This window comes from Microcoleus sp. K5-D4, from assembly GCF_036704575.1.
GTDB lineage: Bacteria > Cyanobacteriota > Cyanobacteriia > Cyanobacteriales > Microcoleaceae > Microcoleus.
The window spans coordinates 38,074-50,432 of sequence record NZ_JAUBSD010000047.1 but is presented as its reverse complement, the minus strand read 5'-3'; the positions used below and the strand labels follow the sequence as shown (position 1 = coordinate 50,432).

The 12,359-nt window shown below is 41.6% G+C and carries 11 protein-coding genes and 5 pseudogenes; 13 read left to right on the top strand and 3 right to left on the bottom strand.

Annotated features, from left to right (window positions below):
* The first annotated feature begins 140 nt into the window (after positions 1-140).
* The 10 genes and pseudogenes from QUA77_RS16255 (at position 141) to QUA77_RS16210 (ending at position 6,540) form a co-directional block, all read left to right on the top strand.
* Positions 141-593: a transposase family protein gene (locus QUA77_RS16255; RefSeq protein ID WP_333451169.1), complete on the top strand. Its 453-nt coding sequence runs from the start codon at positions 141-143 to the stop codon at positions 591-593.
* 17 nt (positions 594-610) lie between these two features.
* A pseudogene (locus QUA77_RS16250) lies at positions 611-1,295 on the top strand (ISL3 family transposase).
* A gap of 108 nt (positions 1,296-1,403) precedes the next feature.
* Positions 1,404-2,127 (top strand): IS1 family transposase gene (locus tag QUA77_RS16245; RefSeq protein ID WP_445302082.1). Its coding sequence is split into 2 segments (ribosomal slippage): positions 1,404-1,484 and positions 1,486-2,127, totalling 723 coding nucleotides; the frame shifts between segments, so codons are not numbered across the junction.
* A 56-nt stretch (positions 2,128-2,183) separates the two neighbouring features.
* Positions 2,184-2,861: pseudogene (locus tag QUA77_RS16240) on the top strand (IS5 family transposase); the annotation flags it as partial.
* Between the two features lie 250 nt (positions 2,862-3,111).
* Positions 3,112-4,048 (top strand): annotated as a pseudogene (locus QUA77_RS16235) (IS5 family transposase); the annotation flags it as partial.
* A gap of 60 nt (positions 4,049-4,108) precedes the next feature.
* A complete protein-coding gene (locus QUA77_RS16230; RefSeq protein WP_333451166.1) occupies positions 4,109-4,246 on the top strand; it encodes a hypothetical protein in 138 nt (45 codons plus the stop codon).
* A gap of 186 nt (positions 4,247-4,432) precedes the next feature.
* A complete protein-coding gene (locus QUA77_RS16225) occupies positions 4,433-4,801 on the top strand; it encodes a hypothetical protein (protein WP_333451164.1) in 369 nt (122 codons plus the stop codon).
* Positions 4,777-5,607 (top strand): IS66 family transposase, encoded by an 831-nt coding sequence (locus tag QUA77_RS16220; protein ID WP_333451162.1) that lies wholly within the window; start codon positions 4,777-4,779, stop codon positions 5,605-5,607. Before QUA77_RS16225 ends, QUA77_RS16220 begins: the two co-directional genes overlap by 25 nt.
* Before the next feature lie 7 nt (positions 5,608-5,614).
* Positions 5,615-6,060: pseudogene (locus QUA77_RS16215) on the top strand (transposase); the annotation flags it as partial.
* A 135-nt stretch (positions 6,061-6,195) separates the two neighbouring features.
* On the top strand, positions 6,196-6,540 hold the full coding sequence (locus QUA77_RS16210; protein WP_333451160.1) for a transposase family protein: 345 nt from the start codon (positions 6,196-6,198) through the stop codon (positions 6,538-6,540).
* Between the two features lie 15 nt (positions 6,541-6,555).
* Here QUA77_RS16210 and QUA77_RS16205 read toward each other — a convergent pair.
* A pseudogene (locus tag QUA77_RS16205) lies at positions 6,556-6,756 on the bottom strand (ISAzo13-like element transposase-related protein); the annotation flags it as partial.
* A 219-nt stretch (positions 6,757-6,975) separates the two neighbouring features.
* Entirely contained in the window at positions 6,976-7,998 is a 1,023-nt protein-coding gene (locus tag QUA77_RS16200; protein WP_333451158.1) for an ISAzo13 family transposase, read from the bottom strand.
* Positions 7,999-8,135: 137 nt separating this feature from the next.
* Between QUA77_RS16200 and QUA77_RS16195 the strand changes: the two genes are divergently transcribed.
* Both QUA77_RS16195 and QUA77_RS16190 read left to right on the top strand, forming a co-directional pair.
* Entirely contained in the window at positions 8,136-8,816 is a 681-nt protein-coding gene (locus QUA77_RS16195) for a hypothetical protein (RefSeq protein WP_333451156.1), read from the top strand.
* Positions 8,816-9,286, top strand: a complete 471-nt coding sequence (locus QUA77_RS16190; protein ID WP_333451154.1) for a DNA phosphorothioation-associated protein 4 — start codon at positions 8,816-8,818, stop codon at positions 9,284-9,286. The genes QUA77_RS16195 and QUA77_RS16190 overlap by 1 nt, the downstream gene beginning before the upstream one ends.
* Before the next feature lie 55 nt (positions 9,287-9,341).
* Here QUA77_RS16190 and QUA77_RS16185 read toward each other — a convergent pair whose 3' ends face one another.
* A complete protein-coding gene (locus tag QUA77_RS16185) occupies positions 9,342-10,934 on the bottom strand; it encodes a DGQHR domain-containing protein (RefSeq protein WP_333451152.1) in 1,593 nt (530 codons plus the stop codon).
* Between the two features lie 247 nt (positions 10,935-11,181).
* Here QUA77_RS16185 and dndB point away from each other — a divergent pair, with 247 nt between their 5' ends.
* On the top strand, positions 11,182-12,315 hold the full coding sequence (gene dndB, locus QUA77_RS16180) for a DNA sulfur modification protein DndB (RefSeq protein WP_333451151.1): 1,134 nt from the start codon (positions 11,182-11,184) through the stop codon (positions 12,313-12,315).
* Positions 12,316-12,359: the final 44 nt, after the last annotated feature.

Sequence of the window (12,359 nt, the reverse complement as noted above, 5' to 3'; positions counted from 1 at the left end):
TAAATTTGATTAAACCTTCTATTTGTCTTTCTTTTTCATTTTGATTGGCTGACATTTGCTTTCTTCCCTTTCATTTAGGTTCTTCTGGGTTGGTGGTGAAAACTGTATAATTTAGGAACTTTATGCTAGAGGCTAAGCTCATGGATTTCCATCTTGACGGATTACTCAATTTGCCAGACATTACGATTGAAAGATGTATTAAAAATGAGAGAAAAACAATTTTAAAAGTGGGTTTTTTGACGGATTATGCTACTTGTCCTCACTGTCAAAATTCCACAGATGAACTCCATCAGATTCGTCCAATCTTGATTCGAGATTTACCGATTTCAGGTCAGTTAATCGAATTGGAAATTCCTCGTCGCCAATACTACTGTAAAAATTGTCAAAAATATTTCACAGAGCAACTGTGTTTTGTTGATGAAGGTCGGCGCTATACTCAACGATATGAGGAGTATATTTATCACCGTGTTCAGGTGACAACAGTGGAACAGGTAAAACGAGAGGAAGAATTAAGTTGGGATCAGGTTCAAGGAATTTTTAATCATAAGCGTTCACAAGTAAAAAAGCCTCATGGGGAGCGGTTAAACGTCTGAGTATCGATGAAATTAGTATGAGAAAAGGGCATCAAGATTTTGTGACTGTAGTCTCCGACATTGAGCGAGGTCAATTGATTGAAGTGATCGACAGTCATGAACAGCAAGGTATCATGGAAGTCCTGATTCAGCAACCGATTGAGGTTCGTGAGCAGGTGTCAGAAGTGAGTGTAGATATGTGGGGTGGTTTTCCAAAAGTTATCCAAGAAATTTTTCCGAATGCGATTTTGGTGTATGACCGATTTCATGTGATGAAATATGTGAATGAGGAATTGAATAAAATCCGAATACAAAGCAAGATTAAAGGAAAAGGTAGCAGATTTATTGTGAGTAATGAATGGTGTAGATTTAAACGAAGAGGAGCGGCTTAAATTAGCTACAGTTTTAAGTCAATCTAAGCGTCTTAAGCTTGCCTATGAATTGAAGGAAGAATTCCGAGAGATTTTTGAAAGTCATCATAGTGTGGAAGAGGGGAAAGAATCACTGCTTGAATGGATTAAGAAAGCACAACCAATTTACAGTGATACCCTAACCATGCTTCGCAATCATATCGATGGAATTTGTAACTATTTCTTGAACCGAACAACGAGTGGTGTTATGGAGGGAATCAACAATCGTCTCAAACTGATTAAACGTCAAGCCTATGGATTTGTTAATTTTGACAATTTTCGAGATCGACTATTAGCTTGCTTTTCTAATTAGTCTTTCTTATCACCGCTAACCCAGAAGACCCTTCATTTATTATCAAACTTTTCTATTTTACCATAGAAATCCATATTTACATCTCAAATGGAATTGCTATAGCCTGATATGACATTAGAAATTAATTGTTGCCCTAATTGTGGTTCGGAAGAAGTTAGTCGAAACGGTCAAACTCGGCATCATAAACTTTCATTATAAATGCCGAGAATGTGGTCGTCAATTTGTTTTAAATCCGGCATGGAAACCTATTACAAAAGAACAAAAAGAGTTGATGTCACGGATGCTACTTGAACGTATTTCTCAGGCGGGAATTGCTCGGGTACTACAAGTGTCAGAAGATACAGTGCAGCGATACGTTAATAGCCAAGCGGCTGCTGTTAAGAAGCAAGTGGAGGTGACTCCCAAGGAAAAAAAGCGCTTGAGTGTTCAGATGGATGAGTTATGGTCATTCGTTGATAGTAAAGGAAATCAGCAGTGGGTCTGGCTGGCATTGGATGCCCAGACTAGGGAAATTGTTGGTGTACATATTGGAGATCGTAGCGCAGTATCGGCTCAAGCTTTATGGGATTCAATGCCACCAGTGTACCGTCAATGTGCAGTAATTTATACCGACCATTGGAGTGCTTATGATTCTGTATTGCCCAGCAAGCGTCATCGGAGTGTAGATAAAGATAGTGGTTTTACTAGCTATATCGAGCGCTTCAACTGTACTATTGGACAACGAGTGTCTCGACTGGTAAGAAAGAGCTTAGCCTTCTCTAAAAAATTAGAAAATCATATTGCTGCAATTTGGCGGTTTGTGCATCATTACAATGCTAATTTACAACTCTAAACGCCTACTTTCTTTGAATTCAGTTTAATTCTCTTGATCCTTTCCTTCAGGGCACTACCCAGGTCTTAGTAGCCTTGGAATATTGGCGAGAATATCGAACATATTTTCATATTGGGACAAGTTGGGGAGTATCTGAATCAACTATTTGCCGAATTGTAACTGATATAGAATCAACTTTAATGAAAACGGGAAAATTCCGTATTCCGGGGAAAAAGGCATTACTCAAAGACTCTGATTATCCAGAATTCGTGGTGATGGATGTCACAGAAACAGCTATTGAACGACCTAAAAAAAAACAGAAGAGATATTCCTGGGGCAAGAAGAAATGTCATACTCTAAAAACTCAATTGGTAATTAATCAAGAGACAAGAGAAATTATTTGCACTGCTTTTGGACCAGGGCATTGCCACGATTTTAACTTATTTAAAAAAAGTAAAATTTATTTTCATCCCGAAACAAATAGCTTACAAGACAGTGGCTATCAAGGGATAAAGGATTATCACCCTAATAGTTAGATCCCTAGAAAAAAACCAAAAAATGGGAAACTTTCTCGTCTAGAAAAAGACTACAATCGAGTTCTAGCACAGGAGCGAATTATGATTGAACACGTTAATCGGAGTCTCAAAATTTTTAAAATATTGTCGAGTCGTTATCGGAATCGCCGTCGCCGTTATGGTCTGCGTTGTAATTTGTTGTCAGCAATTTACAATTATGAGTTAGCTCTAGGGGGCTAAATTTAAAAATTCTGATTATAACATATATATTTTTTGCAAGAGGTCTAGTGATTTTGTTACCTTGTGTCGAGCTAACTGCGGTCAAAGTGCTTGCTCTCCAGGGCTATTAGCATTAAGCTATTGCATATTTAGGGCTTGCTGAATCAGTGTCAAAAGGTTACACCAAAAGGGTTAAGAGAGGGTACAAGCGAGTTAGGTGCAAGATAAACAGGTAAAATAGCACAAAACCCTTGCATCACCATTTGCGCTTGTGTACAGAAAAGCTGAGCTTGCCCCAAGCCCCCCATCCGAGTTTGAACTGCCCTTCGGAGGAAGGTTGTCAGCAGACAACCGTTGGGTAAAAATGGCCGAACTAATTCCTTGGTCAGAATTTGAATCAGAATATGCTGAAAATTTCCCGACAGAAATGGGCGCACCAGCTAAATCCTTTCGGATGGCATTGGGGGCATTGATCATTAAAGAAAAACTCGGAATTAGCGATCGTCCAAGAGTAGAACAAATTCGCGAAAACCCATATCTACAATACTTTATCGGTCAATCAACCAGAGCGTAATGAACTACCCTTTGACCCATCACTATTAGTTCACTTTCGGCAACGAATCAGTGCGAACTTAATTAATAAAGTGAACGAAGAAGATGGTCAAAAAAATGCGTGAAACCACCTCAGTAAAAAAAAAAAAAAAAAGGATTCGGACGCCAAAAATGAGTTACCCAATCAAGGAAAATTAATCATAGATGCAACCTGTACCCCAGCCGACATTAGCTATCCGACCGACTTAGGACTATTAAATCGAGCCAGAGTTCATACCGAAAAAATCATCGACATTCTCTATAAGTCTCTCAAATTAAAAATCAAGAACAAACCCAGAACCTACCGAAAAATAGCCAGAAAAGACTACTTAGCAGTAGCGAAACACAAACGTCCCACCCGGAACAAAAAAAGACAAGCAATTAAGAAACAACTGCAATATATCAAAAGAAATATAGCTCATAGTGAACAGCTAATCGAGTCAGGTGCTACCCTAGAAAATCTGAATAAAAAGCAATATAAAACCTTGTTAGTGGTAGCTGAAGTTTATAGGCAACAGCTCTGGTTATTTAAAAATAACAAACAGAGCATAGAGGATAGAATAGTAAGTTTAAGCCAACCCCATATCCGTCCCATTATCAGAGGAAAAGCGGGGAAACAGTAGAGGTAATTGCTCAACCCCATTGACAAGAAGACGAGATAGACATTAGATAGAGAAATGGAAAAACTCCCCGACTTAAAGCAACTATCGAACGAGGCAAAAGAAGTCTTGATAGTAGAGCTATGGGAGAAAATCCAAAAACTCACCGCAGCGTTAGCAGCCACAGACCAAGCAAAACTAAGTCCGTCTCCCTAAAAAACTAGCAAAAATTCCAGCACTCCACCCTCCAAAGGATTCAAGCCCAACATTCAGCCATCGAAAATTGAGGGGATAAAAAGACAAAGAAGCCTAGGAAGAGTAGGAGGGGGAAGAGAACTACATCCTCATCCCGACCAAACAATCATCGCCCAACTCAAAAATTGTCCCCAGTGTGGAGAGAAAGTGACCGCTACTGCACAAAAATTACAATCCATCTACGAAAAAATCGAACTACCACCAATTCGTCCCATCATCACCCGCATCGAACGTTATGGCGGTCAGTGTGCCTGCTGTCAAACGAAGTATGTTGCCCCTGTACCATTGGGAATGGAACCAGGTTCACCGTTTGGCAGTTCAATTCAAAGCTTAGTCACATATCTGCGTTACACTCATGCCATCAGCTACGAACGGCTGTCGTCGATATTTGGAGAAGTCTTTGGACTCAAGATATCAGGCTCTCCTGAGTTTGTGGTGATAAACAAACCGCATATCCTTACTCCAAGGGCATCACAGGATCGCGAACAGTTGTGTCTGATACCGTATTCACCATAAACCCAGGAGAGCCGATATCAGAAGGAGCAATCGCCAACGTGCTGGTGCAAGTCAAAACCAGTTTAGATGACCAAGTAACTCAAATACTCCATCAGTTGCGACGGTCTAAATTAATTTGTTCAGATGAAACGAGTGCGAGAGTTAACGGACAGAATCAGTGGGAGTGGGTGTTTCAGAACCAGGATGTTTGCTTACACGTCATTCGCCCCAGCCGAGGAACTGGAGTAATTAACGAAGTTCTCGGAGAACATCGTCCCGATATTTGGGTATCAGACTTATTTAGCGCTCAAAAAAATCATCCAGCACCACAATGGCAAGTCTGTTTGGCTCATCAATTGCGGGATTGCCAATATGCGATTGATGCTGGGGACAGAATTTTTGCCCCAGGGAGGAAGAGGTTATTATTAAGAGCTTTGATCGTCCATCGACGACGATCGAAAATAGACGATACTAGACTGAAACGAGATCGAGAAAATTTACAGGAAAGATTCACCAGGATTTTGAATTTAGTGCCACACAATCCGGATGGTATCCGGTTACGAAAACGATATGGTGGGCTGATTGACAATTTATTTCTATTTCTGGAAGATGCGACAATTCCACCCACGAATAATAGTAGCCAACAGGCGATTCGGATGAGTGTAATATTTCGCCGTGTGACTAATGGCTTCCGTTCGGAATGGGGTCGGGATTTGTTTGCTGCCGTTCGTTCAGTTGTGAATACTGGCAAACGTCAGGGTTTAACTGCTTATCAATCTATTCAACAAGCTCTCTCGATTGATGGCTCCCTTTTTTCCCCTAGTTGAGCAATTACCAGTAGAGTTTGGAGCTAAACTATCAGCGAGTTGCTTTGAAGGATATGTATTTTTAGACCGGATGAGTTGGGATAACTTTAACGAATCGGGAGACTTAAAAGCCCAAATAGAAGCGTATTATGCATTCACAGGATACTATCCAGAATCAGTCCATGCAGATCGCATTTATCGAAATCGAGAAAACCGAGCATGGTGTAAAAAAAGAGGAATTAGAATTAGTGGACCGCCTTTAGGAAGACCTCCAGCTAATGTGAGCAAAGAAACAAAAAAACAAGCCTTAGAAGATGAAAGAATTAGAAATGCGATTGAAGGAAAATTTGGGACTTGCGAAAACGAAGATTCAGCTTGAATCGGGTCATGGCAAAACTTGATAATACTTCTCAAACAGCTATTGCTATTACTTTTTTAGTAATGAACCTTTCTACCCAGGGTAATCGCATCTAATTTGGTATAAATTGTACTTGACAAATGGCAGAAGATGTACGGTACAGAGGCAGGGCTGGGGTAGAGACGCCAGCGGCGACCAACAAGCAGTTAAACTGGGAATGAACTCCCGGCAGGTATCCCTCACTCAGACAGATGAAAAAAGGCTTTGGTAAAGTTGTTCTCAACCCACAGGAGCAACGAGAGGTGAAGATTCTCTCCAAGAGTGTACTCAAGCATTTTCAGGCAATCCAAGACCCCCGTGTGGAGAGAACGCGACACCACAGTTTGGTAGCAATTCTCACGATAGCCATTTTAGCGGTGCTATCGGGGTCAGATGGATTCATCGCCATTGAGACTTACGGGAAAGCCAAGCAATCTTGGTTAGAGAAGTTTTTAGACATCCCCTATGGGATTCCATCCCATGATACTTTTGGGCGGGTACTAGGGTCGATTGAACCCCAGGTGCTACAGGAGAGTTTCTTAGGAATGACAATTTAATAACTTTAGCGTCTGCTAAATAGTCGGAACTGCACGATAATTCCATTTTGGTAGATAGTCATCAAAAATAATTTTCATTGTTTCTTTAAATCCCTTAGCTACTTTTCGACCAGTTTCATAAATTTTATCGCTCACATTTACTACCACAGAAAGCCCGGTTTTAGTATGAGTTTTTGCCATGAGTTTTTTCACTAACTCAATACTGGTAAAAATTACTCCTTGACCATTCGTGACAAGTTAACACTTTGCTACATTTGTCAATCAGTAATAATACTCAAAATAGTGCTGTTTGAAGAGTGGAAAATTCGCGATTTGGGGTCAGCGGGCATCAATATGGCGCTCCGCACGCTCGCACGAGCGCCCAAGTTTCCGTTTTTCACCCCATATTTGAAGAAAATTTGAGCATAATTGCTGATTGACAAATGCTTCCCTAGTTTAACTTGTCAGCAATGCTCCTTGACAGGCTCTGGTTACGTGAGGAAACAAACGATGTTCAATCGGATTATACTTCGATGTATAGGGAGGATAGTGTGCGATCCTAATTTCTATTCCTAGCTCGTCAACTAATTTTTGTAAATCCGATTTAAAGATATGATGATTGGAATTATTACTGCCACCGCCATCGCATTTTATCAAAATTGAATCGGCTTGAGGGTAGATAAATTTTCCGTAATTAACCCACCATAATTTTATCGATTCACAAGCAAATTCACTCGTGTCTTTACTGATTCCCAGGTTTAAATATCCTCGGTTATGTTGCAGATCATAAATTCCATGAGGTACTACTTTTCCGTCAGCCCAACTCCAAAAATCATGGTCAAATGTCGTAATAGCTTCCGTAGTATATAGACTTCCGGCTCGATATAGATTTCCAATAAATTCCTTCTTTTTCGTGTCCATACTAACAATTGGATTTCCCTGTAACTCATACTCTGCCGTAATTCGTGCCAGATTTTCAAATTGTTCATTACGATTCTTTGTTACTCCGGTTGTTTGTTTTTTTTGAGCTTGACGTTTCACATATCCATGTTTTTTTAACAGTTTTTTAACAACTGTTGTACTGACTATTGTTTCCTGAGCCTTCAGACCTTCAACTATTTGTTGCTGGGTAAGATTTGTCCATTTAATTTTTTCCGACATTGGATCTCCGGCTGTGTGGTTTTTTAAGACTTCTAAAAAACGCTCATTTAAATCAGGTATCTCCGACTCCCTAGTTTTTCTTCCTCCTCCACGTCGGCGAATTCTGTGTTGATTTAAAGTAGTGTCTGATTCAGTTTTTAATTCCTTAATTCCCTTGGCTATTGTATTCCTGTCTACTCCCAAAACTCGGGCTATGTAAATAATTCCACCACGACCAAGTTTTACGGCTTCTATCGCTGCATATTTTCTTTGCTCTTTTTCAGATAAAGACTGGTGATGTTTTCGCATTAAATCAGTAATTTCGTCTGAGTAACACATAAATTAAGTTAGTAAGAAATGATTTAAATCAAAAAATCCTGGGCGACATAAGAAGAACCAAGTAGGTATAATATTTGACATCTCTACCGAAACATAAACCTCTTCATATTCACTCATTTATTTATTATACATCGCTGATGTTATTAAATTTTTATTCCTTAGATAAAGTAGACGAGCGGGGAAAACTTGCCCAACACCGTCTGACAGCTATCTCAAATGTCAAATTAGCTCTCGAAAAAATCCGCAAGCTTCGCCACCAGCAACTCAGTCAAGATTTGTCCCAGCGATTGGGTGAGGTGTGGAGTCGAATCGCGATTAAAGACTACCAAGCTAAGCTAGACGAACAATATCACCTGCGTTTAACTAAAAATGTCGGCGGTATAGAAGAACCAGTACGCGGTGCTTCTACAGGTGAAAAACAAGTTTTGAGTCTAGCTTTTATTGGCAGCTTGGTCGATAAAGCTCGCTCAACCTACGACGAAAAAGCTGACCAAAGTAAAGGCATTCTTTTTAAAGGAGGACTCTACCCGCTGGTGATAGATTCAGCCTTCGGTCAACTGGAACCGGAGTATAAAAGAGATGTGGCTCAATGGGTTCCCACCCTCGCACCCCAGGTAATAGTTTTGGTTTCCGAATCCCAATGGAAAAAAGAAGTTGAGGAAGAGTTACACGCCAAAATTGGCTATCAGTGGATTCTTCAATGTTCCACTCCCAAAAATCGCGCTAAAAAGATTACCTTGCGGGGATGCGAACATCCGTATGTAGTGGAGTCTCGCGACGGATTTGAAAGAACAACAATTATTGAGGTTGAACTGTGATGGCAGAAAAATTTATTACCAGACCCGCAAAGTTTGAAAAACTCGTCGATCGCTTAACAGAACAAGGCCCTTTTGAAACCAAGCAAGCAGCAATGACATTTGCAGCAGCAGTTGGCTGGTATTTTGTCCGCAAAAGAGAGCCCAGAGGTAAGGGTAGTCACGAAATTCGCTGGAGTGTGGTTGAAAGTAGTAATGATGACGCATTTATTCATGCCCTAGCTTTAGCTGAATCAGATTCAATTGAGATACTGGGGCGCGATCGCCAAGAAGATGACTACAATCCGATTAAAGTGTTTGAGGAGTATGCAACCGCTGGACTTCAGTACATCCAAGACAAATGTGTTGACGCCCCTGGTGATTTGCTTGACAATCTTTTGAATCTTATCGCTGAGGTAAATACCAGTCCAGTCGCTCCCCCTCCAGGCTTAGAGGGACTAACGCCTGAAGCTCTGGACTTCTTAGCAGGATGAATAATTTAGAGCTTATCCTGTGGGCATGAAAACTACTGTAAATAGAGGGATTTTGCTAAGACAGCACTGGCGGCAATCCTACCTCTTGCGGCTGCACAAACCTGCCGTTAAAACTAATAGCTTTATCCTCAAAAGTCCTCGCTTCCGCCACCGCTTGCCGCAAATGAGCTCGATCCATATCGTCCTGAATTCCCCCCACCAAATATACAATTAACTTCGTCGCTAAATCCTTTCCAGAAACTAGCATTCGCTTTTTGTTCGGATCGTACAAAATCCCGTACCAGGCAGACTCAGGATTGTCCATGTGGCTAAATCCTTCATCCACATCGAATCTGCGGAGTTTGTCGAAAATAGATTTCAGGGAAAGTTTCTTTCTAAATACTAGAATTCCCAAAGCATTAGCTAAAGCAATTTGACCGACTGGACGGAACAAAATATTTCCCTCGCCCGGTGGCTTTTCAAAACTAAATCGGCGCAATTCTGCCGTTTCTTCGCCGCTTTCAATTCTTTGATAGCTGGGTAAAGTTGCTAAATGATCGAACAATTTTTTAAACTCTTCAATTCCCTCTTTCAGTTCTTCATCTTCGGGACGCATGGGAATTAAACCTTTTCGTTCCGGCTTCCAATGGGGGAATTTGTATTCTAAATAGCGTTCGGACATATCTTGCAGCGCTTGCAATGTGGTTAAGACTGTTGATTTTGCTGCGACTGTGGCGCTGTCCCAATTGACGCGGGGGTTTCTGTCATCTTGTTCTTTTAATAAGGGATGGGTGACGGCAATTTTTCGGGCCGCGATCGCAAATCCGTTATCCTCGTTCAATAATGCTAGCTGTCCCTGACTCAGCGTTACCGCCATTAGGTTAACGTGCACAAAGATCGATCGCACGCGCCGTTGTGCTTGCTGTCGCGTTTCGCCCGCTACCGCCGCCGGGATAAACTCAATCCCGATTTTTTCGTGAGCTAATTTATACACTGTTTCGGGGTCGATTTGATACTCTTCTGCTAAATCTTCCAGAGTAATTGCAGCGCCGACAGGTTTTTTATTTTTGTTGTATCTTTGCAGGATTCCGGTTTTAATTAAACTCATTAAACCTTGAACTCCCATCAGCCGATGCTGGCCGTCTAAGGCAAAAATCGAGAGTTCTTTAGAAACATTCAAAAGCCCTAAGTTCTCGTTTTTATCAAAGGATGTAAATTCAGTCGCGGATTTGGTTGCGACGCCATTTTTATCCCATTCCTCGGCTAGAGGATTGTCTACCCACGGGGGACTGACGACTACTAAAACTGCGGGGAATTTGTGCGATTTTCGGGCTGCTAAGTATTGAGTGAGGGCGGCTTGGCGCGACCAATCTAAGGGACGCTGAATAACTTCGTCAATCGTTTCGTCGTCGCGGACGATGTTGTTGGTTTGGAGGTCGAATTTTTGGCGGAAAAGCGGCATTTGTGAGGCGAAACGGACGCGAGAGTCTAACCATTCTAGGGTGACTGAACCGATGTATGCTTCGCTGTTTCCCATCTGGGTTTTTTGGACGAAAATGCGATCGTCCTTTCCTAAATAATTATCTAATAAAAGTGCGATTTCCTGGCGATCGCTATTTTCTTTTTCTAAAATTTTTATAGCGAGGTCATCCGCTGGGTGGGTATTCATCGGCGGTTTTTATATAATTAGGCTATTTTTTAAAAAATATCATGGGTAAAATTTTATGTCAACTCTTGTTTTTTAAAAAGTTTTGTGAAATACTTGAGTTGTCGGGGAACTGTCCCAGGCGGAATACCATATTTATTGCACGATGTCAATAATTTATTTATTTAAACCGCAGATGAACGCAGATAGACGCAGATAAGAGTTATTCATCTGCGGAAGTTGGCGTGTATCTGCGGTTTCACAAAAAAATATGTCTACTCCTTCTTTTGAATACATTTTGCCGGTTATCCGGGGAATTCAAGCGGGCCGCGAATATTACGTGTCGATGTGTCCGGTGCGTTTTTTGCCGAAATTGTTTCCCTTTGAATCTGAAGATTTGCCGCCGTCTATGCGGGCGAAACGCGCGCTTAACAAAGCTAGGATTCCCGAAATTGCTGATTATTTTGTTAAGAATCCTACAAATTATACTTGTGGGGCAATTGCTGCTTCGATTGATGCGGATATTACTTTTGAAGCAGTGGGAAATGAGGCAGAGGAACGGAAAATCGGTCGCTTGCGGGTGCCGATGGATGCTAAGTTTACTATTAATGACGGACAGCATCGGCGCGCGGCTTTTGAGATGGCTTTGAGGGAAAATCCGCAGTTGGGATATGAGACGGTGGCGCTGATTTTGTTTCTCGATATTGGGTTGGAAAAATCGCAGCAGATGTTTGCTGATTTGAATAATTTTCAAGTTCCTTTGGAGGCGTCGCTAAGTGTACTTTACAACCACCGGGACGATCGCGCTTTTGTGGTGAAGGCGGTTGTTAAGCAGGTTGAGGTTTTCCGGTGTTTGACTGAGATGGAGAGGGGGAGTTTGAACGGGCGATCGCACAAATTGTTTACGCTGAGTGCGATCGATCGTGCGATCGTGGCTTTGCTGTCTAATATTCACCGCAGCGAACAGGCAAAACCCTCTGGTTCTCGCACCAAAAAAGAACAGAAAGAGGAAGAACTCGCTCAAAAAATACAACTGGCGGTTAGTTATTGGAATGCGGTTAGCAATTTTATTCCTGATTGGCAATTAGTTCTGCACAAGCAAGTGGCGGCGGGGGAAATGCGCCGGGATTGCGTGCACTGTCACAGTGTTGTGCTTGAGAGTTTGGGGGAAGTTGGGGCGGCTTTGCGATCGGTTTTTCCTGAGAGTTGGGAGGAACGTTTGAGCCTTTTGCAGCAGGTTGATTGGTCGATTTCTAATCCTGATTGGGAGGGTGGGATTTTGTTGAAAGGGGGGATTTCTAAGTCGAGGGCGAGTGTTAGTTGGATGACTAATTATTTGAAAAAGCGGTTGGGTTTGGAAACCGCAGATGCAGCACAGGCGGGACGCCCGGGTCACAATGGATAAAGATTTTGAAAAATCGTGTAAAATTTAAGACTGGATTATATTTA